We start from the raw sequence: 24778 nt of genomic DNA, 5'->3' as shown, positions 1-24778 counted from the left end.
CGCCCTGCGCGCGGCGGCCGACGGCGCCGGGGTCGCGCTCGCGGTCTCGCTGGCCGGCGTGGTCGACCTCGCCGAGGGGGAAGGGCGACGGGTCGGGACGGGCGCCGTCCCCCACGCCCTCGGCGGCCCGCGGGCCGAGGTCCCCGAGGTGTACGCGGCCGCCGATCCGATGAGCCGCCTCCCGATCGGCGTCCCGCAGCTCGTCGTCCAGGGGCTCGGCGACGATCTCGACCTGGTCGACTTCAACCGCCGCTACGTCGCCCGGGCGCGCGGGGCCGGCGACGACGTGACCTACATCGAGCAGGCGGGAGACCACTTCGCGGTCATCGATCCCGATTCGGACATCTGGGCGGCCACGGTCGCCGAGATGGACCGGCGGCTGCGGCCCCGGGAGACCACGCCCGCGGCGTCCGGGTGAGCCTCCGGGCCTGACGGAGGAGCCCCGGACCCGCGCCGCGGATCCGGGTCTCCAGTCCCACGAGAGCTCACGCCCCGGTCTCCCGGAGGTACCGCGCGTGCGCGGCTGCCAGCCGGCCGCCCACCTCGGCCGTGCTGACGAGCACGGACATGTTGGCCCGGGAGGACCGGCCCTCGGTGGCGGCGTCGACCGCGCGCATCAGGTACTTCGTGATCGCGTTGCCGCGCACGCCGTCCCGTTCCGCCGCCGCCGTCGCCCCGGCGATGGCCGCGTCCACGTCGGCGGCGTCGATCGCGTCCTCCTCCCGCACGGGAGTGGTGATCAGGAACGCGCTCCTGTTGCCGAGCGCCCAGTGGCTCTCCACCGCCCGGGCGATCACCCGCTCGTCGTCCAGCCGCTGGGGGCTACGGATCCCGCTGGACACGCAGTAGAACGCGGGGAAGTCGTCCGACCGGTAGGACACCACCGGGACGCAGTGGGTCTCCAGATACTCCAGGGTCAGGGCCAGGTCGAGGATGCTCTTGGCCCCGGCGCAGACGACCGCCACCTTCGACCGGGTGAACTGGATCAGGTCGGAGGAGATGTCCATCGTCTTCTCGGCGCCCCGGTGCACCCCGCCGATGCCGGCCGAGGCGAAGAACGGGATGCCGGCCAGCTCGGCCGCCACGACCGAGCTGGCGACCGTCAGCGCGCCGGGCCCGCCCTGGGCCAGGACCACCGGCATGTCCCGGCTGCTGACCTTGGGGATGCCGCCCGCCGAGGCGAACCGGTCGACGTCCCGGTCGGTCATGCCGACCTTGATCCGGCCGTCCTCCAGGCAGGTCGTGGCCGGGACGGCGCCGCCCGCGCGGACCGCCTCCTCGACCTTCCTGGCCGTCGCGGCGTTGTCCGGGTACGGCAGGCCGTGGGTGATGACGTTCGACTCCAGCGCCACCACGGGCCGGCCCTCGGCGAGGGCGTCCGCGACCTCCTCGGCGTACACCAGCGGGATGCCCCCGTGCCTATCTCCAGTCATCGTCGCCCCCTCAGTTCGAGGCCGCGGGGCCGTAGTTCGGCAGCTTGCCCAGTTCGTGCCTCCGGTTGACGATCTCGGGGATGTAGACCTGCTGGTCCCACAGCTCCTTCGCGACCGGCTCCAGGATGATCGACACCGCGCCCTCGTCGCAGCCGAAGGCGCTCGTCATCGCCGCGGTCACGGCCGCGACGAGGTCGGAGTGCTGCTGTTCGGTGAGGGACACCGGGAAGTGCTTGATGCTGACGTGCGGCATGATGATCTCCTTGTCGGCGCCGAGACGGTCCCGGATGGCGGCGGTCAGCTCGCCGATCCCCTGCTCCCTGAGCAGGGCGTAGTGGTCGGCCTCCAGATCGACCACGACCGGGGGCGTGGCCGAGTAACCGCTGCTGTTCTCCAGGAACGAGTAGTCGTCGCCCCTGGCCTTGAACACCGTCATCGGCGCCTGGATGCGCCGCCGGGTCAGCTCGCGGAAGGTGTACTTGAACTCGAAGGTCTGGCCCACCACCCGCATGATGCGGCGCACCAGGTCGACGTCCAGGTCGGGGAGGTGGCGGTGGATGAAGGCGGCGAAGCCGTCCTCGTCCCGGACCTCGGCCAGGCACCGCTCCAGCAGGGGCCCGCTGATCGTGCCCGCGAAGACCGAGAAGAGGATCGTCAGGTACGCCCTGTTGTGGTAGCCGGCCTCGTGCGCGTGCGCGGGGTCCCCGGCGTCGACCTTGGGCGAGCCCGGCGCGATCAGGAACAGGTGGTCGACCTGTTCCCCGGCCCGCTCCAACTGGTAGGCGGCCTCGAACGCGACGCGCGCGCCGAACGAGTACCCCCACAGCGTGTACGGACCGGCCGGCTGGCGCCGCCTGATCATCCGGATGTCCTCGGCCGCCATCTCCACGATGGTCGCGTACGGGACCTCGCCGGCGTTGATGCCGTACGCCTGCACGCCGTAGAAGGGCCTTTCGGCGCCCATCTCGCCGGCCAGCAGGCGCAGGTTGAGGGGGTAGCCGCCGAGACCGGGCCAGCAGTAGACGGGGCTGTCCGTCCCCTCCCGCTGCAACGGCACCAGTCGCGTGCACTCCTCCTGCTCGCGCCCGTCGACCAGCCGGGCGAGCTTCTCCACCGTGGGGCACTCGAACAGCGCCTGCAGCGGCACGGAGGCGCAGAACTCCCGGTTGATCCTGTTGATCAGGCCGACCGCGATCAGCGAGTTGCCGCCGGAGGCGAAGAAGTCGTCCCGGACCGAGACCGTCTCCCGCTTCATCGCCTTCTTCCACAGCTCGGCGATCCGGCGCTCGGTGACGGTCCTCGGCGCGACGAACGGCTGGTCGGAGGTGTCGGCGTTCGTCTTGTCGGACGCGGCCAGGGCCTTGACGTCGATCTTGCCGTTGGCCGTGAACGGCAGCCGGTCCAGCACGACGACCTTGTTGGGGATCATGTAGTCCGGCAGGAAGTTGATCAGGTCGTCCCTGATCATCTCCGCCGGGCCCCTCATGTGGACCGCGTCCTCCTTCATCCCCTCGCTCAGCCGCTGCGCTTCGCTCACGCGGCCGCCGACGAAGAAGTACGACGGCCCGGTGGGCCGGCCGCAGCTGCGCAGGATGGCGTCGATCCGGCGCGCCGAGGGCAGGTCGTCGCCGGTCTTCGAGCTGTAGCCGGACGACATGAACCCGAAGTTGAGGTCGTTCATCGACAGGTGCTGCAGCGTGCGGCCCAGGTCGATGTAGCGCAGCCAGTCCTCGCCGTTCCTGCTGACCACCGAGACGCCGATGCCGGCCCGGTCGTAGACCTGCTGGTTGATGGCGATGACGTGCTTTTTGAGGATGAGCTCCTCGGAGATCAGCCGCAGCCGCCCGTTCTCGTAGGCGTACTGGCCGGCCTGCAGGTCGGGGACCTTGCCGGGATGCGCCTGGACGTAGACGTCGACCTCGTCCGTGCGGGGTCCCGCGTACGGGACCAGCTCGAACGTGCCGATGTAGTCGTCCTCTTCGGCGCAGCCCAGGCGGTCCTTCGTGGCCGGCGCGTACTCCAGGGGCCTGATGTCCAGGCCGTACTCGGGCAGCACCTCCTCGAACAGGCCGACCATGTGCCCGGTCTCGATCTCGAGGACCTCGCGGATGTTGTTCTTGTAGACCGGTTCGATCGCCCGCCTCTTGCCGACGAAGTGCAGCCTCACCCGCGGCCGCGGCCCCTCGGCCGCCGGCTTGATCAGCACGAGCCGGTGGTGCACCGGGTGGTGGTAGTAGAGGCCGGGGGCGAGGCCGCCGACCCGGTCGACCTCGAGGTACAGCTGGGTCGCGTACAGCGCGCCGGGCGAGGCGTACGCGTACTTCGGCAGCAGCCGCTCCTCGCTGAGGTGCTGCCCGAAGTGCCGCAGGATCTCGCCGAGCTCGTCCGGGCCCAGGGTGCCGAGCTCGCGGGAGGGCGCGCCCGTCACCTGCCTGGCCAGCAGTTTCAGGATGTCGCCCCGGCTGATCTGCCCGCCCTCGTAGAACCGGTAGGTCTTGCGGGCGAACGCCAGCGCGCGCTGCCTCGCGGTCGCCTCCCTGCCGGGCAGGTCGATCACCGGCCTGCCGGCGAGGTCCTCCTCGTCCCGGACCCCGGCGTTCGACAGCTGCGCCCTGACCTGGAGCCTGCTCTCCTTGGACTGGTGGTGCGCGCCGTGGCTGCCCTGGTCCATCAGGGCCGCTTCCTTGGGGTTCAGCTCGACGCAGGCGATGAGGTTCTGGAACCCGGTGCGCGGGTCGTTCTTCACGATGACCGCGGCGTGCTTGACCCAGTCGTGGGTCTCGATCGCCAGCTTGATCTCGTCGAGCTCGACCCGGAAGCCGCGCAGCTTGACCTGGTTGTCCGCCCGGCCGACGAACTGCACCGTCCCGTCGGCGTTCCAGTACGCGAGGTCGCCGGTCTTGAACAGCCTGCCCTCGCCGAACCGGTTCGGCACGAACCGCTCCGCGGTCAGCTCCGGACGGTGCAGGTAGCCGCGGGCGATCTGGACGCCTCCGATGTACAGCTCGCCGATCTCGCCGACCGCCGCCGGCGCCCCGCCGACGTCGAGGATGTGGTAGCCGGTGTGGTCGACCGGGGCGCCGATCGAGATCGCGTTCGGGCCCTCCCCGACGGTGGCGCGGTCCACGGTGTACGCCGACGAGTTGATCGTGCACTCGGTCGGCCCGTACAGGTTGATCAGCTCACACCGGGGCAGGGTCTCGAGGAAGCTCGTCGCGAGCGTCTTGGACAGGACCTCGCCGCCGGTGAAGACCTGCGTCAGCGACCGGCAGGTCTGCAGCTCGTCGGTGTCCAGCAGCGCCGTCAGCAGCGTCGGGACGCACTGCAGCGTGGTGACCTCGTGCGTCCTGATGACGTCGATCAGCCGCTCGGCGTCCCGGTACACGCCGGGCGGTCCCACGGCGACCACCGAGCCGCACGCCGGCGCGAGGATCTCCCACTGCGCCGCGTCGAAGCTCATCGGCGTCTTCTGCACGACGGTCTTCTCGTGGTCGATCCCGTAGGCGGCCTTCAGCCACCGCATCTGGCTGACGATGCTGCGGTGCTCGATCATCACCCCCTTCGGCTTCCCGGTGCTGCCGGAGGTGTAGATGACGTAGGCCAGGTGTCCGGGGCGCAGGTCCGGGTGGGTTCCCGGCGGCCCGGTGAGCCGGTCGGCGTCCTTCAGCGTGACGATCCTCGTCCCGGCGGGCGCCAGCTCGGCCAGCCTGGACACGAGCTCGTCCTGGGTGACGACGACCCGGACGCGGGCGTCCTCCAGCATGTACCGCAGCCGCTCCTCGGGATACTCCGGGGACAGCGGCAGGTACGCCCCGCCGGCGTACAGGATTCCCCACACGCCGACCATCAGGTCGAGCGAGGGCTCCACGAAGAGCCCCACCCGGTCGTCGGGGGCGACGCCGAGCTCTCGCAGGTACCCGCCGAGCGCCGCGCTGGCGTCCGCGAGCTCCCGGTACGTCAGCCGGTCGTCTCCGCAGACGACCGCCGTGTCCTGTGGGCGCATGCGGACCTGCGCGTCGAGCAGATCGGGAAGGCAGGTGTTCTCTGGTGCTTTCCGCCGCGCTTCAGTGCGTGGAGTGTTCATTTACTCCCCCTGCATGGGACGGATAAGGAGGGTTACGGGGAGACCGTCCTCCCCGGCGCCGGAGCTCCGCCGTGCCCGGCCGCGGATACGGCCGGCCCGGTCCGGGCGAGCACGACGGCTGCGACGACGACCAGGGCGCCGGTGGGTGGAACGCGTCGCCTCATCGCACGACGTCGGTGCCGAAGTAGCGGTCGCCGAAGTCGCCGATTCCGGGGATCATGTACGCGTTCTCGTTGAGCCGTTCCTCGACGGCCGACGTGACGATCCGTACGCGCGGGTGGCGCGCGTGGACCGCCTTGATGCCCTCAGGAGAGGACAGCAGGGTGACGAACACGATGGCGTCCTCCTCGACGCCCTGGCCGAGCAGGACCTCGACGGCGGCCAGCGCGGTCCCGCCGGTGGCCAGCATCGGGTCCAGCAGCAGCACGTGCCGCCGGTCGATGTCCGCGGGCAGCGCCGCGTAGTACAGGTGGGGAAGTTTCGTGACCGTGTCCCGCTGGATGAGGATCTTGCCGATCCGCACCCCCGGGGCGATCGCCCGCAGCTCGGACTCCATGCTGTCCCCGGCCCGCAGGACGGACACGCCGCAGATGTGCGGCGTCATCCGCAGCCCGTGGTAGGTGCGCCCCACCGGCGTGCAGACCTCGCGCGGCTCGAACGGGAGGAGGTCGAGCGCCGTCTCGATCAGCTGCCGGATGACGCGGCCCGACGAGGTGACGAACTCCTCGCGGCCGGCGTGCCGGTCGCGCATGACCGTGTGCAGCGCCCGCAGGGCCCGGGTCTGCGGCAGCAGGCGGACGGTGCCGACCCCCGCCGCCGTCGCGGTGGTCATACGACCACACCCGTCCCCAGCTCGGCGAAGGCCCTGCGGGCCTCGGCCACGAACGTGCGCACCTTCGCGCGGTCCTTCCGGCGGGTGACCGGGTCCTCCAAGCCGGTGTGCGCGTCGACGGCGGCCGGGCGTACCTCTGCGATCGCCGCCGCCACGTTGCCCGGGTTCAGCCCGCCGGCCAGCATCAGCGGCCGCGGCGAGATCCGCACCAGCTCGGCGCTGATCGACCAGTCGTGCAGGAGCCCGGTGGCGCCCTTGGCGCCGGTGGCCGGGTTGAAGCTGTCGGTGATGAACATGTCGACCCACTCGGCCGCCTCGTCCACGATCCCGGCCAGCTCGCCGATGTTGTCCTGCTTGACCACGAGGCTCTTGAGCACGTACAGGTCGGGGGCGATGCGCCGGAGGGTCCGCAGCTCGCCGGGCGTCACGTCGCCGTGCAGCTGGACGGCGGTGACGCCCAGCTCCCCGCAGAACGCCTTGATCTCCTCGGCCTCCGTCAGGTAGGTGATCACGACGCCCCGGTGCTCCGGCTGGATCTCCTTGATGATCGCTGCGGCGTCCGCCTCGGACAGGTCCTCGTTCTTCGCGGGGAGCCGCAGCGCAAAGCCCAGCCAGTCGGCGCCCTCCTCGACGATCAGGTCCGCCTCGGCCTGGTCGATGACACCGGCCACTTGAATCAGTCCATGCATGGTGACCCGCCTTTCCCGCCGGCGTCGGCCGGCATCGGTTGGGAGCGAATTGCACCCGGCCGGGGAACGAATACCGTGAACAGCCCGTGACAGCACGGTCCCGGTGCCAGGGAATTCACCCTCTCGGCCAGCCGGACATATTCAGAATTCGCGGCGGGCGCACTTTTCCACAACCCCTAACGGCCCCCACTGCAGAGCAGGACGATATAGGGCATAACCGTACTTCTCCGGCACAAATGGCCACGCCCCGACGGCAACCCCGCTTTCCCCCTGAAAGAAAAGAGCTCGTCCCCGATTCACGGGAATACGCGTTGACCGCGCACGGAATTCGCATCTAACGTCCGTTGCCGAGGCGTCCGCGGCGCGTGCGCGGGAAACGGCGGTGAGAAATGCAATTCCGAGGCCCGAGAGCAGAGGAGCGATCCCCATGACGCAGGTCGAGTCCGTCCCCGCCCCGGCGCTCACGCCGGAGCGGGTGCCCCTCAGGAACTGGATCGCGGTGGTCGCCGTCGCGCTGGGGACCTTCCTGGTGGTCACCGTCGAGAACCTGCCGATGGGACTTCTCACCGCGATCGGCGGGGGCCTGCACGTCTCCGACGGCGAGGTGGGCCTCATGGTCACCGTGTCCGGCCTGGTCGCCGCGGTCACCGCGCCGCTGCTCCCGGTGGCCATCCGGGGGCTGGACCGGCGGGTGGTCCTGCTCGGGCTGATCCTCCTGGCGATGGCGGCCAACGTGGTCTCGGCGCTGACGCCGGGCTACGCCCTGCTGATGGCGGCTCGCCTGTTCGTGGGCGTCAGCATCGGCGGCTTCTGGTCGCTCGCCGCGGGCCTCGGCGTACGGCTGGTCCCCCCGTCGCACGTGGCCCGGGCGACATCACTGATCTTCTTCGGGGCCATGGCGGCCAACGTCCTCGGCGTCCCCGCGGGCACGGTCCTCGGCGAGTTCGCGGGCTGGCGCCTCGCGTTCGCCGCGGTCGCCGCGGTCGCGCTCCTGCTGGTCGCCGCGCTGTCCGTGCTGCTCCCCCGGATGCCCGCCACCGAGCCGGTCCGGCTGCGCACGCTGGCCGACCAGCTCCGCACACCGGCCGTACGGGTCGGGGTCGTCGCCACCTTCCTGCTCGTGGCCGGGCACTACGGCGCGTTCACGTTCGTCAGCCCGGTCCTGCAGGACGTCTCCGGCGTGGACGCCACGTTCGTCGGCCCGCTGCTGCTCGCGTACGGCGTGGCCGGCATGGCCGGCAACCTCGTCGCCGGATCGTGGGCGGGCCGCGACGTCCGCGCTGCCATCGTCGCGGTGAGCCTGACGCTCGCGGCGGTCCTGGCGCTGTTCCCGTTCGTCGGCGGCAGCCCCGTGACCGGGTCGATCCTGCTGATCCTGTGGGGTCTCGCGTTCGGCGGCCTGCCGGTGAGCGTGCAGACCTGGATCATCAAGGCGGCGCCCCGGGGCGTCGAGGCCGCCACCGGGCTCAACACCTGCATGTTCAACCTGGCCATCGCGCTGGGGGCCCTGTTCGGCAGCCTCATCGTGGGCGCGGTCACCGTGACCGGCGTGCTGTGGGCCGCGGGGGGGCTCGTGGTCCTCACGTCGGTCGTCGTGTCGGCCGCCAGGCGCGTCTAGATCTCGCCGGAGCGGCCCGGCCCGTCCTGGATCATGGGCCCGGCAGGGGTCACGCGGCGATCGCCCCGGCGCCGAGCAGGGCGAGCAGGAGCGCCGCGACGCCGATCCGGTAGACCACGAAGACGGTGAACGAGTGGCTCGCGACGTACCGCAGCAGCCAGGCGATCGAGGCGTACGCGACGACGAAGGACACCGCCGTCCCAGCCACCAGCGGTGCGACGCCGGTCCCCGCGCCGGCGGCGTCCTTGAGCTCGTACAGGCCGGCCCCCGTCAGGGCGGGGATGCCGAGGAGGAACGACAGCCGGGTGGCAGCGACCCGGTCCAGGTCGAGCAGCAGGGCGGTGGACATGGTGGCGCCGGAGCGGGAGAAGCCGGGGAACAGCAGGGCGGCGATCTGGGAGGTGCCCACCAGCATGGCGTCCCTGAACGTGGTGTCGTCCTCGCCGCGCTTGTGCCTGCCCACCCGGTCGGCGGCCCACATGACGGCGCTGCCGGCGAGCAGCGAGGCGGCCACCACCCACAAGGAGGCGAGGGGACCCTGGATGAGCGGCTTGGCGGCCAGGCCCACGACCACGATCGGGATCGTGGCGAAGACCACCCACCAGGCGAAGGCGTAGTCGTGGCCGTGCCGCTCCTCCGGCCGGACCAGGCCGCGGAACCAGGCGGAGACGATCCGGACGATGTCGCCCGAGAAGTACACCAGCGCCGCGGCGATCGCCCCGACCTGGATCACCGCGGTGAAGCCGACCACCGCCGCGTCGCTCACCCGGATGCCCATGAGGCCCTCGGCGATCTTCAGGTGGCCTGTGGAGGAGACCGGGAGGAACTCCGTCACCCCCTCCACCACGCCGAGCACCACGGCCTGCGCCAGACTGATGTCGCTCATTAAAGATCCTCTCGTCTGCCAAGGAGGGCGTCAGGTCGCCGCGGCGGCCCGGTGGACCGCGCGCCCGCGACACCGTGGTTTTTCCCTCCCGGCGCCCCTGTCACAGCAGCGACACACGGCGCACCCCGGGGAACGTCGGCGCAGGAGCCCGGGGTCTACTCGGGACGGGCCGCGACCGCAGGCCGCGCGAGGGAGCGCAGCACGTCGACCGCCCGTTCGGAGCCGGTGCCCGGCGCCGCCTCGAAGACGATGAGCTGCTGGCCCGGAGCGCTGTTGACGGTCAGGGACTCGTACCGCAGGGCCATCTCCCCGGCTCTGGGGTGCCGGAACCGTCTCACCTCGGTCGTCCTCGGCCTGACCTCGTGGCGCGCCCACATGCGCCGGAACTCCGCGCTGCGCACGGAGAGCTCCTCCACGAGCTGGGGCAGGAACGGGTCGTCCGGAACCGCGCCCGCCGCCGCCCGCAGGAGCGCCACCTGCGAACGGGCGGTCTCCTCCCAGTCGGCGTAGAACTCGGTCGCGAGAGGGTTGAGGAACAGCAGCCGCAGCAGGTTGTCCCGGTGCTCCAGGCCCTCGTACAGGACGTTCGCGACGGCGTTGACCGCGAGCACGTCCAGCCAGCGGCCGTGGACGAACGCTGGGCCCTCGTGCCAGCCGTGCAGCAGCCGCTGCAGGGCGGGGCTGACCGGCTCCCGCCGGCACGGCGGCCGAGGCCCCGCCTGCGGACGCGGATGGACGAGTTCGTGCAGGTGCCGGGCCGCGTCCTCGTCCAGGCCCAGCACCTGGGCCAGGGCGCTCAGCACGTGATCCGAGGGACGGCGCTCGCGGCCCTGCTCCAGACGGATGTAGTAGTCGGTGCTGATCCCGGCCAGCCGGGCCACCTCCACCCTGCGCAGCCCCGGCGTGCGGCGGCGGCCCGTCTCGGCCACACCGACGTCCTCCGGGCTCATGGCCTGGCGGCGAGCACGGAGAAAGTCCCCGAGACGTCGGTCTGTGTCCACTTAGCCACACTATGTCCGATTCGCTGAGCGCGACGGCACCCGGCGGCCCGCGATGAGGCGAACCTCACAGGAATCGTCAAGCATCACCCCGCTCTCTGGTCAGCCAGAACTCGTAATCTCCCAGGTATGCCTAAGCGGGGGATGATTCGGATAGAAGGCAGCAAAGGCGTCGCGCTTCTCCTGGCGCTCGCGGTCGTCGCGGGCGTCCTGGTGGCCGGGATATCGCTTCCGGCCGTCGGCGGCGTGGGCGTCGGCATCGTGACCGCGTCGAACGACCTGGACGTCAAGCCGGAGGACCTCCAGGAACCCCCGCTCTCCGAGAAGTCCGTCGTGCTGGACGCGGACGGCCACCAGATCGCCCAGTTCTACGAGCAGTACCGGGAGATCGTGCCGCTCGACCGGGTGGCCGCCGTGATGAAGACGGCGATCATCTCCATCGAGGACTACCGGTTCTACCAGCACGGGCCGATCGACATCCAGGGGACGCTGCGCGCCCTGGCCAAGAACGTCACGACGGGCGGCGTGGCGCAGGGCGGCTCCTCCATCACCCAGCAGTACGTCAAGCAGGTGATGCTCAACAAGGCCAGGACGAAGAAGGAGCAGGAGGAGGCGCTGGCGCCGAGCTACGGGCGCAAGCTCAACGAGCTCCGGTACGCGATGGGCCTGGAGCAGAAGTACACCAAGGACCAGATCCTGGAGAAGTACCTGAACATCGCCTACTTCGGGGCGGGGGCGTACGGGGTGGAGGCGGCGGCCAAGAGGTTCTTCGGCGTGTCCGCGGCCGACCTGTCCCTCGTCCAGGCGGCGACGCTGGCGGGGGCCGTGCAGAAGCCCAACGAGACCGACCCCGCGGCGGGGAAGAAGAGCCGGGGGCTCCTGCTCGCGCGGCGCGACGTGGTGCTCGACCGCATGGCGCAGCTCAAGAAGATCACGCCGGGGCAGGCGGCGGAGGCCAAGGCCGAGCCGCTGGGGTACAAGGGCACTCCCCTGCCCGGCGGGTGCGAGTCCAGCCCCTATCCGTACTTCTGCATGTACGTGCGGGCAGACATCCTCACCAACCCCGTGTTCGCCGCCTTCGGCAGGACGCGGCAGGACCGCGACCAGTTCCTCAAGCGCGGCGGCCTGGTCATCAGGACCACGCTCGACCCGAAGCTGCAGGCTGCGGCCGACGCGGCGATCAAGGACCGGGTCGACGCCACCGACGACCCCGTGGCCTCCGAAGCCCTGGTCGAGCCGGGGACCGGCCGGATCAGGGCGATGGCGGCCAGCCGGAGGTACGGGACCGACGCCCGCAAGAAGCAGATCTCCTACAACGTGGTGGCCGACCGCGCCCACGGCGGCGGCACCGGCTTCCAGGCGGGCTCGACGTTCAAGGTGTTCACGCTGCTCACGGCCCTCAAGCAGGGCTGGAGGGTGGACGACGGTCTCGACAGCCCGGCCGGGTACACCGCGCCCGGCTACTCGTCGTTCACCGACTGCAAGGGCCGCAACGTCGGCGACCCCGCCCACACCGTCGCCAACGACGAGGGGTCCGGCGGGTTCAAGACGCTGAAGACGGGCACCTGGCAGTCGGTCAACACCTTCTTCCTGAAGCTGGAGCAGAAGGTGGGCCTGTGCGACGTCGTCAGGACCGCCGAGTCGCTGGGCGTCAAGCGGGCCGACGGCGGGCCGCTGCAGCAGTACGAGACCTTCACGCTCGGCGTCAACGAGATGGACCCGGTGACGGTCGCCACGGCGTACGCCGCCATCGCCGCCCGCGGCTCCTACTGCCCGCCCCAGGCCGTCAGCGCCATCACCGACAGGAACGGCAAGACCACGCGGTACCAGCCGAAGTGCCGCCAGGCCCTCGACCCCGAGGTGGCCGACGCCGCCGCGGACGTCATGCGGGGCGTGTTCGGCCCCCAGGGCACCATGAGCGCCGTGGGAGGCATCGGCCGGGACGCGGCGGGCAAGACCGGCACCAGTGACGACTACTCGACGGCGTGGTTCGCCGGGTTCACCCCCGACCTCGCCGGCGCGGTCAGCCTCGGCGACCCCCGTGGGGCGAGCACGCACCGGCTGAGCGGCGTGACCATCGGCGGCAGGTACTACAGCGTGGTCTTCGGGGCGGACATCTCCGGCCGCATCTGGAAGAAGACGATGATCAGCGCGCTGAAGGGCGTTCCGAAATCGTCCTTCCCGCCCATCGACTCCGCGCGCTTCGGCGGCTGCGGCGACCGGTGCGCGCCCCGGGACGACGTCCCTCCCGTCGACAACGGCTGGGATCCCGGCTTCGGCCCCGGGCCTGACCGCACCTTCGGCGGCCCGCCCCCCATGTGACCCCGCCACGGCGCCTACTGTTGGAGAAGGGCGCCCGGCGGTCATCGGGACTTCACCACCGCCGCATCCTCCGCACGAGGACGACGAGATGACGCGTTCCGGCGTCACCTGGCCGGTGACGCCGGCGCGACCGACACGGGGGTGGCCATGAACGTCGGACTCGGCCTGCCCGTCGGCGGCCTCGACGCGCTGCCGGAATGGGCGCGCCGCGCCGAGGACGGGCCCTTCTCCAGCCTCGGCCTGGTCGACCGCCTCGTGTACGACAACCCGGAGCCGCTGGTGACGCTGGCGGCCCTCGCGGGGGCCACCTCCCGGATCCGGGTCATGACCGAGGTCCTGATCGCGCCCATGCGCCCGACGGCCCTGATGGCCAAGGAGCTCGCCACGCTCGACCGGCTCAGTGGCGGCCGCCTCACCGTCGGGATCGGCGTCGGCGCGCGGGAGGACGACTTCCTGGCCATGGGCGCCGAGCACCGGCGCCGCGGCCGCCGCCTCGACGAGCAGATGGCGGCGCTGCGGCGCGTCTGGGCCGGCCGCCCGTACGGCGAGGGGATCGGCCCGATCGGCCCGGCGCCCTCCCGTCCCGGGGGTCCCGAGGTGCTGTTCGGCGGCTTCGTCCAGGCCACGGCCGAGCGGGTGGCCCGCTGGGGGGACGGCCTCATGGCCTCGACGCTCCCGCCGGAGGAGATGGACCGGCTCTTCCGGATGGTCGAGGAGTCGTGGGAGAGGGCCGGGCGGCCGGGCCGTCCGCGGCTCGTCGCCCAGGCAAACGCGGCGCTCGGCCCCGAAGCCGTCCTGGACGAGGCCCGCCGCGCGGCCGGCGGCTACTACGCGTTCCTCGACTCGGGTGAGACGAGGGTGGAGGGGATGCTGACCTCGCGGGAGGCGATCCGGGGGGCCGTGCGGGCCTTCGGCGACGTGGGCGCCGACGAGCTGATGCTGTACTGCTGGTCGGCCGACCCCGCTCAGGTCGACCGCATCGCCGCCGCCCTGCCCTGACGTTGCGGGAGGCGCCGGTCGGGGCACGGCCGGGCGAGACATTCAGCCATAACCGTCGCAGAATGGCTCATATGGGGCGCACTATGGCAGGCGTCGCGCTCCGCCGGCGTGGCGTACTGGTCGATCTTCTGATGGCGACCGCGGTGGTCGCGTTCACGATCCCGACGACCGCCATCGGCCGCTCCTTCTCACTGTGGGGACCGGTTCCGGACTGGATCGAGTTCCTCGTGGGCTCGGTCACGGCCGCGACCATGTTCGTACGGCGCCGGACGGCCTGGCCGGCGATCGCCGCGTCCGTCGCGTGCGCCTGCGTGACCGGCCAGACCGTGCCCATGGTCCTCGCCGCGTTCTCCATGACGTCCGAGTGCCGGATGCGCTCGTGGTCGGGGGTCGCGCTGGCGCTCACGGGGGTGTACGCCGCCGTCGACTACGTGAACCCGTACACCGACCAGCTCCTCTACCTCTGCGTCGTGCGCGCGGTGACGCTCATCTACCTGCCCGCCCTGGTGGGGACGTGGGTGTGCGCGTACCGGCGGATGATCGGCGAGCTGCGGGCCGGGGTCCGCGAGCGCGAGGAACGGGCGGCCTCCGAGGAGCGACGCAAGATCGCCCGGGAGCTGCACGACACGGTGACGCACGCCGTGACCGTCATGGTCCTCAACGCCGGCGTGATCCGGGACTGCAGGGACTCCCTCGAGGTCTCCCGGCTCGCCACGGGCATCGAGGACAAGGGCGTGCAGGCCCTCGGCGAGCTGCGCCAGCTCCTCACCGTGCTCCGCCGGGAGGACCAGCCGGCGGTCAAGGGGCCGGAGGGGATCACCCGCCTCGTGGAGGAGTCCCAGCACATGGGCATGCGGATCAGCCTCCACCTCGACGTCCCGCCGCAGGCGCTGCCTCGGCAGGTCGCGCACGCCTGCTACCGCCTGGTGCAGGAGGGGCTGAGCAACGTGCGCAAGCACGCTCCGGACTCCGAGGTGCGGGTCACCTGCACCCTGATGGGCGACGACGTGAACGTCTCCGTGGTCAACACCGCCGGCCGGGGCGACGAGCCGGCCGGCGACGTGTGCGACGACCGGAGAACGGCCAGGGCCGCGCCCTCCCTGGGCGGAGGCTTCGGGCTCCCAGGCCTCGGGGAGCGCGTCGCGCTCGCGGGCGGGCGCCTCACCGCGGAGCCCACCCCCGAGGGCGGCTTCGTCCTCGCGGCGCGGTTCAGCGTCCGCCCCGGCAAGAGGAGCGCAGTCCTGCGCCCTAGGTGGAGCACCGGCGACTGACCCGGAGCGCCGCGGCCGAGGGAACAGGGGGCTCGCGGGATGGACCCGCTCGCCGGGGACGCCGCCGGGACGGCAGGTCCCGGTGTCTCTCGCCGATGAGAGACGGCGGCTCCGGCCGATGACAGACGGCGGCCGGACGTCTAAGATCGCCGCCCAGACCCGTTCATCCGCGGATCGCCCGCATCGTCCTGTAAGGCGCAGGAGCCGGAAAGGCAGGCCCGCAGTTGTGATCCGCGATAGCCGGTCCGCGTCGGCCGCGACCCCTCTGTCCTCGTCGCCGCTGGAACCCCTGCTCACGGCGGAGTACGACGCCGACCCCGGGCTCGTCCACGAACGCCTGCGCGGCAGGTACGGCCCGGTGGCCCCCGTCGACCTCCTCGGCGTGCCGGTCTGGTTCGTGCTCGGCTACGACGAGGTGCTGCAGGTCATGCAGAACCCCCGCGAGCTGTGGAGCAAGCGCGTGGACACCTGGCGGGCGTACGCCGAGGGACGCGTCCCGCCCGACTGGCCGCTGCTCGCCCTCCTCAAGGCCGACAACATGGGTTTCCACGACGGGGAGCGGCACCACGCGCTCCGCGGCTCCTGGAACGCGGCCCTCCGGCCGTTCCAGGACCCCGGCCACGAGCAGGCCAGGGTGCTGGAGCGGGCCGTCGTGCGCTACTGCGACGACCTGATCGGCGTGATGACGGAGGAGGCGCCCGCCGGGCGGGCCGACCTGGCCGCGCAGTACGGTCGGCCGCTGCCGCTGATGGTCGCCAACCACCTCCTCGGCGTCACGCTCGAGCGCGGCGACGACGTGGTGACGGACCTGTGGCGCCTGATCGACGGCCCCGACTCCGGCGGCGCCTACCAGCGCCTGTACGCCGCCCTCCTGGAGCTGGCGACGGACAAGCGGCACCGCCGCGGCGACGACCTGCCCTCGTACATGCTGGCGGCCGACCCTGGCCTGACCGACGAGGAGCTGGCCAGGGAGCTGCTCATGCTGCCCGGCTTCCTCGACTTCACCGGCGGCCTGATCTGCAACGTCATCGTCGAAGTGATCACCAATCCGGAGCTGCGGCAGGCCCTGTCGGTCGGCGCGATCGAGGAGGTCGTCAACCGCGTCGCCCTGTCCAACCCGGCGCTGGCCAACCTCAGCTTCCGCTACGCCCGGGCCGACGTGAAGCTGGGGCGGTTCACCGTCGCGGCCGGAGACCCGGTGATGCTGTCGATCGCGGGCGCGCACGCCGATCCGGTGTTCGCCGCCGCCCTCCCGAGGGACACCGTGCGCAGCACCCGCGCCCACCTCGCCTGGGGCGCCGGCCCGCACGGCTGCCCGAGCCGCCGGCTCGCCACCATGATGACCACGATCGCCGTCCGCCGCCTGCTCGACCGGTTCTCCACGCTCACGCCGGCGCTCCCGCCCGGCCGCCTGCCGTGGCGCCCGTCCCCCTTCGTCCGCGCGCTCCGCTCCCTGCCCGTACGCTACGAGCTCGACGGCCGCCACTCCCCCGGGACCGGTTCCGTTCCGGGCGATTCGGCGTCGTCACCCTCTGGTGAGGACGCCGCGGGACAGCCGCCACCGTCCGGCCTGCGGGCGTTCCTGCGCAGGCTGCGCGGGGGGCGGTGACGACGGTTCGCACCCCCCGACGCCGGTGAGGCGACGGCTCTCCCGCCCGGCGATCGAAACGTACGATCTGACTATGACGTGGGACGCCGTCGGAGCGCTCGCAAGCGTTGTCGCCCTCCCCATCACGCTCGCGATCTTCTGGTGGGAGCAGCGTCGTCATCGGACCACCACCTCCGTCCAGGAGGAAGGCGCGGCTCCCGCGGCCGGCGCGAACCGGGAGACGCCCGTCGCCCGGCGAAGCCGTCATCCCGTCGGGCGCGGTGGGGGTGGAGACGAGTGGTTCGAGCCGGCCACGGTCCTGACGGGACATGACGGGGTGGTCTCCGACGCGGCCTTCAGCCCCGACAGCCGGGTGGTGACGACCGTCAGCGGCGACATGACCGTCCGTATGTGGGACCCGGCGACCGGGGAGCCCGTCGGCCGCCCCCTCCGAGGCCACTCCGGTCCCGTCTGGGCGGTCGCCTTCAGTCCGGACGGACGGCTCGTGGCGACCGGCGGAGCCGACACCACCGTGCGCCTGTGGGAGGCCTCGACCGGTGCGGCCGTCCCACCCGCCCTCGCCGGCCACCGCGGGTTCGTCGTCGGCATGGCGTTCAGCCACGACGGCAGGCTCCTTGCCACCGGCAGCGGGGACACGACCGTACGCGTGTGGGACGTGGCGCGGGGAGAACCCGCCGGCCCTCCTCTGACCGGTCACACCGACACGGTCTCCGGCATCGCCTTCAGCCCTCGGGGCCGTCTGGCCACGGGAAGCGCCGACGGCACGGTCCGGCTGTGGAAGCCGCTGACCGGGGAGCACATCGGCGAGCCCATCGGCGGGGACGGCGGCGCCGTGGAGAACCTGGCCTTCAGCCGGGACGGACGCCTGATCGCCACGGGCGGCGACGACGGGACGGTCCGCCTCTGGGATCCGTCCACGGGCTCGCCCGCCGGCCCGCCGCTGACCGGTCACACGGCGGCCGTCTGGGGAGTGGCGTTCACCCCTGACGGGCTCCTCGTCACCGGTGGCCGGGACGGGACCGTACGGGTGTGGGATCCGGCGTCGGGCCGGCCACTCGGACAGCCCCTGCTCGGTCACACGGACGGGGTCAACAACGTGGCGGTGAGCCCTGACGGCCGGTTCCTCGTCAGCTGCAGCGACGACCAGACGGCACGGCTGTGGCGGAGGAAGGCACCGCCGGCGGAAGACTGACGCCCGCCGGTCGCGCGGCCTCCCCCCGGCGGCGGCCGGTCCGGCCGCCGGTAGTCTTCCGGAGAGCGGTTCCGCCGACGGCGCGGACGCGCCGGCGAGCCGAGCGGACGTCGAGAGAAGGGCTTCGCGGCATGGCCGTCATCCACCGCACCACGCTGACCCCCACCAAGCTCGAACTTCTCGCCTCCTGGCTCCCCCGCCAGGCCTGGTACGCGGGGACGGGGCGCGCGCCGGAGCTGGAGAAGGCCGGCGGTTTCCGGCTGGACGACCCGCGGGGCGAGGTCGGCATCGAGTTCATGGTGGCCGTCGACACGTCGGACGGCGGGCCGGTCTCCTACCACGTCCCCCTCACCTACCGCGGCGCGCCGTTGGAGGGCGCCGACCACGCCCTCATCGGCACGGCCGAGCACGGCGTGCTGGGGCGTCGGTGGATCTATGACGGGACCCGCGACCCCGTTCTCGTGGCGCAGCTTCTCGCGCTCCTCCTGGGCCGGGCCGAGCCGCAGGCGCAGAGCGTGAGCGACACCCCCGATCCGTCGGTCGTCAGCTCGTACACGGGAGCGGTCGTCTCCCCCTCCGTCACCTCCGCCGACGTCGCCGACGGACCGCACGGCACCGACGTCGTCGTGGAGACGGAGGGCGGAAGCGTGGCCATCCGGGTGATCCGCGTCCTCGACCCGGGCCGGGACGACTCCGGCGCCCACCTCGGACACGTCACCGCCGGATGGCGCCTGCCGGACGACGGCGACGTCCGCGGCCGGTTCGTCGTCGTCGGCGACCAGTAGTCCGCGCCGCCGGCGAACGCGGGGTGAACCGCCACCCCGCGACGCCGGCGCAGGCGCGGACGGCTGACGTGCTCAGGCCGCGGCCCGGCCGGCCTCCGTCAGGCACATGCCGAGCTGGGTGTAGAGCTCCAACTGGTCGTAGTACTCCCGATGCGTCTTGATCCTGCCGTCCTCGACGAACGACGCGCAGGTCCCCCGGATGGTGATCGGGCGGCCGGTTGCCTGCAGTTCGCGCCCGTCGGGCAGCAGGAGAGGCCCGAGGTGCGTGCCCGTGGCCGTCCACTCGACCATCATCGGCGCCTGGCAGCCGACGGCCTCGAACCATGTCGTGAGGTGATAGTCGGGGAAGCTCTTGAAGGTCTGCTCGTACAACCAGGCGATCTGCTCACGCCCCTCCGCCACCCCGGACGGCGAGACCACGACGGCGTCCGGGCTGAAGGCCTCGAGCACCCGGTGCAGATCGTGGTTGTTGATCGCTTCGGCCAGCCTGCGTTTGATGCTCCAATAGTCAGACATGACGACAGTCCCTCGACGGTCGGAAACGTGACGACCATTGGCTTCACATTAGCCAGAGGTCGGGCAGGAACCGTCCACGACGGTGTCGCCGGAGCACCAGGAAGGGGTGCCGGTCTCCCCTTCCGCCCATGACGCCGCCAAGAGCGCCTATGGCGCGACGGCGGCGGGCGTGCCGGTCCGGACGCCGAGCAGGGCCACGCAGTTCGCCCACAGGGCGTCGAGGAGCCCGGTGTCGTTGTAGAGCTTGGCGAAGAGCACCTGGCCCTCGAGCTGGGCGACGACGGACCGGGCGGCCTCGCGGGTGTCGGCGACGGTCGCCTCTCCCCGCTCCCTCGCCTCGGCGATGACCGCCTCCACCAGGTCGACCTGGGCGTCGAAGATCTGCTGCAGCCGTTCGCGGATGACCTCGGTCTGGTTGCTCATCTCCAGTGTCAGGTTGCCGAACATGCAGCCCGAGACCGTCCCGCAGCTCTGCTGCCCGGCACGCTGCTCGGCCGCGGTCTCCTCGAACAGCTGCCGCAGCCGCTGGAGCGGCTCTGCGTCCCCGCCCAGGATGCGGGTCCAGTCGCTCAGCTCGGCGGCCCAGTGCTCGTCGATGACGGCCAGGGCGAGCGACTCCTTCGACTCGAAGAAATAGTAGAAGCTGCCCTTCGGCACCCCCGCCGCCTTGCAGATCTCGGCCACGCCCAGCGCCGAGTAGCCGCGCAGCTCGACGAGCGACCGGGCGGCGGTAAGGATCTTCTCCCTGGCGTCACTGCTTCGTCCCATGTTGCAAGTGTACGACCGGTCGACTACCTTCTAGCCGACCGGTCGTCTAAATAAGGACACGATGATGAGCGACCCGATGCGCGAGGTTCTGGACCGCTGGAAGGCCGCGTTCGACGGCCACCGGACGGACGCGATGGCCGACCTGTTCACCACCGACGCCCTGTTCCAGGGCTTCGGCCCCACGGTGACCGCCGGGCGGGACGCGGTGCGCGCCTACTACGAGGCGGTGCCGGACGACCGCACCGCCGACGTCACCGTGCTCCACACCTACACCATCGGCGACCAGGTGGCCGGCGGATTCGCCGACGTCACCTTCCGCGACCCCGCGGGCTGGGAGGCCGCCGTGCACCTGTCGCTGGTCCTCCGCCGTGACGAGGGATCGTGGCGGATCCGGCAATACCACGTGTCCCGGGTGATCACCGACCACTGACCCCCGGCGGGACGGGAGCGGGACGTGGGCCGCCCCGCGGATCACGGCTCCGCGGCCGGGTGTTCCGGCCCGGGCATGTCGTGCGGGAATCCGGCCCGGAGGACGACGGCCGCGACGGCGGCGCCCAGGACGACGACCGCCGCCAGGATCAGGGCCTGCCGGTAGTCGTGGTGAAGCAGGGGGGCGGCGGCCGGCGGGCCGAGGATCTGTCCCACGGAGTAGCCGGCGGTGAGCAGCGCGACCGAGCGCGGGAACCGCAGGTGGGCGCCCACCGCGAGCGCGACGGTGGCCACGCCGAGGAACGTGGCGCCGAAGAGGAGAGCCGACGCCAGCGCCGCGGCCAGCCCGCGGGACACACCGGGCAGCGCGATGCCCACGGCCTGCACGACCAGCGCGGCGAGCAGGAGGCCGGGACGCGACAGGCGACGGCCCAGCCACAGCCACAGCGCCGACGAGGGGACGGCCGCCAGGCCGACGAGCACCCAGGCGCCGCTTCCGGCCCAGCCGGGCGAGCTCTGCTCGATGGCGGCCACGAGGAAGGTGCCGGCGATGATGTAGCCGACGCCCTCCAGCGTGTACGACGCGAACAGGGCGGCGAACCAGCGGTGGGTCCGGCGCCCCTCGTCCCGTGTCCGTGCCGGAGGGGGCGGGGTCGCGGTCCTCAGGTTCCACGACGCGGCGGCCAGCAGTGCGGCCAGGACGGCGGAGGCCCACCACGCGGCGCGCCAGTCGGCCGCGGCGCGCAGGACCATCACCAGGAGGCCGGACAGGGCGATTCCGGCGCCGACGCCCCCGAAGGCCCAGCCGTGCAGATGGGCGGGGTGGTCCCGCAGATTGCTCTGCAGGGAGCTGACGGCGATCACGAAGACCAGTGCGCTGGCCGCGCCCGCGATCACTCGAAGGCACAGCCACGCCGCGGTCGCGTGCGTCTCCGGCATCGCGGCCAGGGTGGCGGTCAGCACGAGCAGGGAGCCCCTCAGGACGGCCGGGGAGCGCACCGCGCGCGGAAGGAGGATGCCGAGCAGGGCCCCGGCCAGGTAACCCGCGTAGTTGCCGGTGGCCAGGTCGGCCCCGGCCCCGGCCGAGAGGCCGGCCTGGGCGTGCATCAGGGGAAGGATCGGGGTGTAGACGAAACGGCCGACGCCCATGCCCGCCGCCAGCGCGGCCGCCACCTGGGTGACGTGGGCCCAGGGCGAGCGGAGCGCGCCGCCGGACGCGGCGGTGCCGGGATGCACAGTTACTGGATTCACGACGCCTTCCTCGACGGCACGGGTACCGCGGCACGACACGGCCGCGCCTCGCCACGACACGACACGGCCGGGCCTTGCTGGACACGGCCCGCTGTGTCCGGCCGGTCCCCCGTGACTCAACCTGCCTTCGAGGCCGGCTCCGGCGCCACGACCGGCTCCCTCCCTGCTGGGAGGCGCAGCCTCCCACCGCACGTAGCATCGCGGAGGTGGAGCTGCGTCACCTGCGCTATTTCGTCGCGGTCGCCGAAGAGCTGAACTTCGGCCGGGCCGCCCGGCGCCTGCTGATCGCCGGCCCCTCCCTCTCGCAGCAGATCAAGGCGCTCGAACGCGACCTCGGGGTGCGGCTGTTCGACCGCGACCGCCGTTCCGTGGCTCTCACCCCCGCCGGCGCGGCCCTGCTCCCGCACATCCGCGACCTGCTGGAACGGGCCGACGACCTCCGGAGCCGCGCCGCCCGGCTGTCGGGCTCCGAGCCGCTCCGGCTGGGTTATGTCAACTGGCTGCCCCCGGACCTGGCTGCCCGCACCCCCGCGTCGGCCCAGGTGCACGTCGACGCATGGATCGCGCCCTCCCACCTCCAGGCGGCCAGGGTCGCGGACGGCAGCCTGGACCTGGCGGTGTGCTGGGTGCGCACGGCGGACCTCGATCGGCTCGGCCTGGACGCCCGGCTCGTCGGCGCGGAGCGCCTCTACGCGGTCGCAACCGGGCACGACACCGGGGGCGTCCGGGCCCGGGACGCCGTCGTCCTCATCGACGACGACGCCGCGGCCTGGTCGTCCTGGAACGCCTACGCCGAGGAGCTCGCCCGCGCTACCGGCGCCCGTCCCGTGCGGATCAGTGACGGCGGCGTCACCGGGGCCGCCTTCTTCGACCACGTCCGCCGGGCCGGCCGTCCCGTCGTCAACTCCCCGAAGGGGCAGAGGGCCCCGCTGCCGCCCGACCTGGTCCGGCGCCCGCTGATCGCGCCGCAGATCTGCTGGACCTGGTCGCTGGTCCGGCGCCGCGCGGACGCCCGCGCCGCCGTCCTGGCCGTGGCCGACGCCCTCACCGACGGCGTCAGCGACCTCGGGACCCACGCGCCGGACGTCTGGCTGCCCGACGGGGATCCGTACAAGCGGTAGACGTCCGCGCACGTCGAGAGGCCGTCGAGGTTTTGACAGATACTCGACCGGTCGTCTACGTTCCTAATAGTCGACCGGTCGGCTAGTACCGGTCGCGGAGATTCCATCCCCTTGAGAGAAGAGCACTTGTGATGAGCACGCAGGGTCAGAAGGTCGCGGTCGTCACCGGGGCGTCGCAGGGCATCGGAGCCGGCCTGGTCGCCGCCTACCGCAAGCTCGGCTACGCCGTGGTCGCCACCTCCCGCACCATCGCGGAGTCGCTGGACCGGGACGTCCTCAGCGTCCGGGGCGACATCGCCGACCCCACCACCGCCGACCGTGTCATCGAGGCCGGCGTCGAGCGGTTCGGCCGCATCGACACCCTGGTCAACAACGCCGGGTTCTTCGTCGCCAAGCCGTTCACCGACTACACCCCGGAGGAGTTCTCCTCACTGGTGGCGGTGAACCTGGGCGGGTTCTTCCACATCACCCAGCGGGCCCTGCCGCACCTGCTCGCCCAGGGCGGCGGGCACATCGTCCAGATCACCACCAGCCTGGTCGACCACCCCAACTCCAGCCTGCCCTCCGCGCTGGCCTCCCTCACCAAGGGCGGCCTGCAGGCCGCCACCAAGGCCCTGGCCATCGAGTACGCCACCCGCGGCGTCCGCGTCAACGCCGTCTCGCCGGGCGTCATCAAGACCCCCATGCACGCTCCGGAGACCCATGAGTTCCTCGGCGGACTCCACCCGGTGGGCCACATGGGCGAGGTGAGCGACATCGTCGACGCCGTGCTCTACCTGGAGAACGCGCCGTTCGTCACCGGCGAGATCCTCCACGTCGACGGCGGCCAGAACGCCGGTCACTGAGCGAGGCCACCGGCGCCGGGCCTCACCTCCACCGGCCTCCACAGCCGGATCAGCCACCCGGGAACGGGCCGCGCCTCCACCGGCCGCCGCGCCCGGATCAGCCGCCCGGGGGCGGGCCGGGCCGGGCGGACGACGAGCGCCAGGCCGAGGGGCTGACGCCGCGGGCGCGCTTGAAGGCCACGCTGAAGGCGAAGGGGTCGCCGTACCCGACCTGGCGGGCCACGGCGGCGACGGTCGCGTCGGTGTCGCGGAGCAGGTCCGCCGCCAGGGTCATCCGCCAGCCGGTGAGGTAGGTGAGCGGAGGCTCGCCGACCAGGCCGGTGAAGCGCGCGGCGAAGGCGGCGCGGGACACGCCGGCCGCGGCGGCCAGCGCGGCGACCGTCCACCGGCGGGCGGGATCCCCGTGCAGGAGGCGCAGCGCGCCGCCGACGGCGGGGTCGGCCAGCGCCCGGTACCAGGCGGGACGCGCCGGACCCGGCTCCGCGCACCACGCCCGCAGGGCCAGCACGAGCACGAGATCCAGCAGCCGGTCGAGCACGGCGTCCTGGCCGGGCTCGTCGCGGGCGACCTCGGCGGCGAGCAGGTCCAGCGCGGGCCGGGTCCGGGGCCCGGCCGGCACGACCGCCAGCGGCGGGAGCATCCCCAGCAGGCGGTCGCCCACGTCGCCGCGGAGCTCGTAGGCGCCCCTGAGCATGGTCGTCGCCCCGGGCGGTCCGTCGTCACCGTACGTGCGGGCGGCGAGGCGCCGGTGGGCGGCCGCCGCCTCCGCGCTCGGGTTCACGACCTGCTTGCGCCGCCCGCTGATCACGACCTGCGGCGGGGTGGAGGGATCGTCGGCGATCGTGTACGGGCCGCCGCCGGCGACGAGCGCGATGTCGCCCGCGGCGAGACGTGCCGTCGCCGCGCGGGCGTCGTCGCCGAGCCTGATCGACGCGTGGCCGCCGAGCGTCGCCACGACCGTGAGCGGCGGGGCCTCGGCGAAGGTGAGCGACCACGGCGGACGCTGGATCAGCTGCCGGACCACCGCGTTCCTCGCGCGGGCCCGGTGCAGCAGGTCGCCCAGGACGTCCACGTCCCTCAGGGTAGACGATCGCAAAGGAATGTCCGACGTTCTCCCATGGATCGTCCCG

At 72.4% G+C, this 24778-nt stretch carries 21 protein-coding genes; 11 read left to right on the top strand and 10 right to left on the bottom strand.

Annotated elements, in window-relative coordinates; genetic code table 11:
* On the top strand, positions 1–418 hold a 418-nt coding region (locus MPTA5024_RS43090; RefSeq protein WP_442922124.1), incomplete at its 5' end, for an alpha/beta hydrolase family protein.
* A 67-nt stretch (positions 419–485) separates the two neighbouring features.
* Here MPTA5024_RS43090 and MPTA5024_RS37395 read toward each other — a convergent pair.
* The 4 genes from MPTA5024_RS37395 to MPTA5024_RS37380 all read right to left on the bottom strand — a co-directional run bounded on the left by MPTA5024_RS37395 (position 486) and on the right by MPTA5024_RS37380 (position 7020).
* A complete protein-coding gene (locus MPTA5024_RS37395) occupies positions 486–1433 on the bottom strand; it encodes a pseudouridine-5'-phosphate glycosidase (RefSeq protein WP_036333176.1) in 948 nt (315 codons plus the stop codon).
* Between the two features lie 10 nt (positions 1434–1443).
* Positions 1444–5517 carry an amino acid adenylation domain-containing protein gene (locus MPTA5024_RS37390; RefSeq protein ID WP_036333174.1) on the bottom strand — a complete coding sequence of 1358 codons (4074 nt, stop codon included), beginning with the start codon at positions 5515–5517 and terminating at the stop codon, positions 1444–1446.
* A 160-nt stretch (positions 5518–5677) separates the two neighbouring features.
* Positions 5678–6349, bottom strand: coding sequence for a uracil phosphoribosyltransferase (gene upp / locus MPTA5024_RS37385; protein WP_036333172.1), 672 nt, complete (start codon positions 6347–6349; stop codon positions 5678–5680).
* Complete coding sequence (locus MPTA5024_RS37380) at positions 6346–7020, bottom strand: phosphoribosylanthranilate isomerase (protein ID WP_198167650.1); 675 nt, start codon at positions 7018–7020, stop codon at positions 6346–6348. Before MPTA5024_RS37380 ends, upp begins: the two co-directional genes overlap by 4 nt.
* Positions 7021–7465: 445 nt before the next feature.
* Here MPTA5024_RS37380 and MPTA5024_RS37375 point away from each other — a divergent pair, with 445 nt between their 5' ends.
* A complete protein-coding gene (locus MPTA5024_RS37375) occupies positions 7466–8656 on the top strand; it encodes an MFS transporter (protein ID WP_036333167.1) in 1191 nt (396 codons plus the stop codon).
* Positions 8657–8705: 49 nt separating this feature from the next.
* On the opposite strand, the gene MPTA5024_RS37370 is transcribed toward MPTA5024_RS37375, so the two are convergent.
* Both MPTA5024_RS37370 and MPTA5024_RS37365 read right to left on the bottom strand, forming a co-directional pair.
* A complete protein-coding gene (locus MPTA5024_RS37370; protein ID WP_036333165.1) occupies positions 8706–9542 on the bottom strand; it encodes an undecaprenyl-diphosphate phosphatase in 837 nt (278 codons plus the stop codon).
* 155 nt (positions 9543–9697) lie between these two features.
* Entirely contained in the window at positions 9698–10543 is an 846-nt protein-coding gene (locus MPTA5024_RS37365) for a helix-turn-helix transcriptional regulator (RefSeq protein ID WP_036333163.1), read from the bottom strand.
* 141 nt (positions 10544–10684) lie between these two features.
* Here MPTA5024_RS37365 and MPTA5024_RS37360 point away from each other — a divergent pair, with 141 nt between their 5' ends.
* From MPTA5024_RS37360 to MPTA5024_RS37335, 6 genes are all read left to right on the top strand, one after another.
* Positions 10685–12862 (top strand): transglycosylase domain-containing protein, encoded by a 2178-nt coding sequence (locus tag MPTA5024_RS37360; RefSeq protein WP_084370326.1) that lies wholly within the window; start codon positions 10685–10687, stop codon positions 12860–12862.
* 147 nt (positions 12863–13009) lie between these two features.
* Positions 13010–13861 (top strand): LLM class flavin-dependent oxidoreductase, encoded by an 852-nt coding sequence (locus MPTA5024_RS37355; RefSeq protein ID WP_036333654.1) that lies wholly within the window; start codon positions 13010–13012, stop codon positions 13859–13861.
* A 71-nt stretch (positions 13862–13932) separates the two neighbouring features.
* Positions 13933–15132 (top strand): sensor histidine kinase, encoded by a 1200-nt coding sequence (locus MPTA5024_RS37350; protein WP_198167649.1) that lies wholly within the window; start codon positions 13933–13935, stop codon positions 15130–15132.
* Positions 15133–15358: 226 nt separating this feature from the next.
* A complete protein-coding gene (locus tag MPTA5024_RS37345) occupies positions 15359–16741 on the top strand; it encodes a cytochrome P450 (protein ID WP_036333161.1) in 1383 nt (460 codons plus the stop codon).
* Between the two features lie 73 nt (positions 16742–16814).
* Complete coding sequence (locus tag MPTA5024_RS37340) at positions 16815–17933, top strand: WD40 repeat domain-containing protein (protein ID WP_051459156.1); 1119 nt, start codon at positions 16815–16817, stop codon at positions 17931–17933.
* A 131-nt stretch (positions 17934–18064) separates the two neighbouring features.
* Positions 18065–18718 carry a maltokinase N-terminal cap-like domain-containing protein gene (locus tag MPTA5024_RS37335; RefSeq protein ID WP_036333159.1) on the top strand — a complete coding sequence of 218 codons (654 nt, stop codon included), beginning with the start codon at positions 18065–18067 and terminating at the stop codon, positions 18716–18718.
* A gap of 72 nt (positions 18719–18790) precedes the next feature.
* Here MPTA5024_RS37335 and MPTA5024_RS37330 read toward each other — a convergent pair whose 3' ends face one another.
* Together MPTA5024_RS37330 and MPTA5024_RS37325 are read right to left on the bottom strand one after the other, a co-directional pair.
* Positions 18791–19234, bottom strand: a complete 444-nt coding sequence (locus MPTA5024_RS37330; RefSeq protein WP_036333157.1) for an ester cyclase — start codon at positions 19232–19234, stop codon at positions 18791–18793.
* A 147-nt stretch (positions 19235–19381) separates the two neighbouring features.
* Complete coding sequence (locus MPTA5024_RS37325) at positions 19382–20002, bottom strand: TetR/AcrR family transcriptional regulator (protein WP_036333155.1); 621 nt, start codon at positions 20000–20002, stop codon at positions 19382–19384.
* A gap of 76 nt (positions 20003–20078) precedes the next feature.
* Here MPTA5024_RS37325 and MPTA5024_RS37320 point away from each other — a divergent pair, with 76 nt between their 5' ends.
* Entirely contained in the window at positions 20079–20432 is a 354-nt protein-coding gene (locus MPTA5024_RS37320) for a YybH family protein (protein ID WP_198167648.1), read from the top strand.
* A gap of 41 nt (positions 20433–20473) precedes the next feature.
* On the opposite strand, the gene MPTA5024_RS37315 is transcribed toward MPTA5024_RS37320, so the two are convergent.
* On the bottom strand, positions 20474–21682 hold the full coding sequence (locus MPTA5024_RS37315; protein ID WP_232326809.1) for a YbfB/YjiJ family MFS transporter: 1209 nt from the start codon (positions 21680–21682) through the stop codon (positions 20474–20476).
* 206 nt (positions 21683–21888) lie between these two features.
* On the opposite strand from MPTA5024_RS37315, the gene MPTA5024_RS44485 reads away from it, so the two are divergent.
* Both MPTA5024_RS44485 and MPTA5024_RS37305 read left to right on the top strand, forming a co-directional pair.
* Positions 21889–22803, top strand: coding sequence for a LysR family transcriptional regulator (locus MPTA5024_RS44485; protein WP_198167647.1), 915 nt, complete (start codon positions 21889–21891; stop codon positions 22801–22803).
* Between the two features lie 131 nt (positions 22804–22934).
* Complete coding sequence (locus tag MPTA5024_RS37305; protein ID WP_036333149.1) at positions 22935–23648, top strand: SDR family NAD(P)-dependent oxidoreductase; 714 nt, start codon at positions 22935–22937, stop codon at positions 23646–23648.
* Positions 23649–23745: 97 nt separating this feature from the next.
* On the opposite strand, the gene MPTA5024_RS37300 is transcribed toward MPTA5024_RS37305, so the two are convergent.
* Positions 23746–24720, bottom strand: coding sequence for an AraC family transcriptional regulator (locus MPTA5024_RS37300; RefSeq protein ID WP_036333147.1), 975 nt, complete (start codon positions 24718–24720; stop codon positions 23746–23748).
* Positions 24721–24778 lie beyond the last annotated feature (58 nt).

This window comes from Microbispora sp. ATCC PTA-5024 (assembly GCF_000511135.2).
GTDB lineage: Bacteria > Actinomycetota > Actinomycetes > Streptosporangiales > Streptosporangiaceae > Microbispora > Microbispora corallina.
Note: the sequence above shows the minus strand (reverse complement) of the source record. Positions and strands in the feature narration are given on the sequence as shown.

What these genes read in the sequence shown, in the direction of transcription:
- MPTA5024_RS37395 (WP_036333176.1), bottom strand. Translation starts at nt 1,433, where the DNA reads ATGACTGGAGATAGGCACGGGGGCATCCCGCTGGTGTACGCCGAGGAG.
- upp (WP_036333172.1), bottom strand. Translation starts at nt 6,349, where the DNA reads ATGACCACCGCGACGGCGGCGGGGGTCGGCACCGTCCGCCTGCTGCCG.
- MPTA5024_RS37355 (WP_036333654.1), top strand. Translation starts at nt 13,010, where the DNA reads ATGAACGTCGGACTCGGCCTGCCCGTCGGCGGCCTCGACGCGCTGCCG.
- MPTA5024_RS37340 (WP_051459156.1), top strand. Translation starts at nt 16,815, where the DNA reads ATGACGTGGGACGCCGTCGGAGCGCTCGCAAGCGTTGTCGCCCTCCCC.
- MPTA5024_RS37330 (WP_036333157.1), bottom strand. Translation starts at nt 19,234, where the DNA reads ATGTCTGACTATTGGAGCATCAAACGCAGGCTGGCCGAAGCGATCAAC.
- MPTA5024_RS37360 (WP_084370326.1), top strand. Translation starts at nt 10,685, where the DNA reads ATGATTCGGATAGAAGGCAGCAAAGGCGTCGCGCTTCTCCTGGCGCTC.
- MPTA5024_RS37375 (WP_036333167.1), top strand. Translation starts at nt 7,466, where the DNA reads ATGACGCAGGTCGAGTCCGTCCCCGCCCCGGCGCTCACGCCGGAGCGG.
- MPTA5024_RS37325 (WP_036333155.1), bottom strand. Translation starts at nt 20,002, where the DNA reads ATGGGACGAAGCAGTGACGCCAGGGAGAAGATCCTTACCGCCGCCCGG.
- MPTA5024_RS37350 (WP_198167649.1), top strand. Translation starts at nt 13,933, where the DNA reads ATGGGGCGCACTATGGCAGGCGTCGCGCTCCGCCGGCGTGGCGTACTG.
- MPTA5024_RS37390 (WP_036333174.1), bottom strand. Translation starts at nt 5,517, where the DNA reads ATGAACACTCCACGCACTGAAGCGCGGCGGAAAGCACCAGAGAACACC.
- MPTA5024_RS37370 (WP_036333165.1), bottom strand. Translation starts at nt 9,542, where the DNA reads ATGAGCGACATCAGTCTGGCGCAGGCCGTGGTGCTCGGCGTGGTGGAG.
- MPTA5024_RS37305 (WP_036333149.1), top strand. Translation starts at nt 22,935, where the DNA reads ATGAGCACGCAGGGTCAGAAGGTCGCGGTCGTCACCGGGGCGTCGCAG.
- MPTA5024_RS37320 (WP_198167648.1), top strand. Translation starts at nt 20,079, where the DNA reads ATGCGCGAGGTTCTGGACCGCTGGAAGGCCGCGTTCGACGGCCACCGG.
- MPTA5024_RS37335 (WP_036333159.1), top strand. Translation starts at nt 18,065, where the DNA reads ATGGCCGTCATCCACCGCACCACGCTGACCCCCACCAAGCTCGAACTT.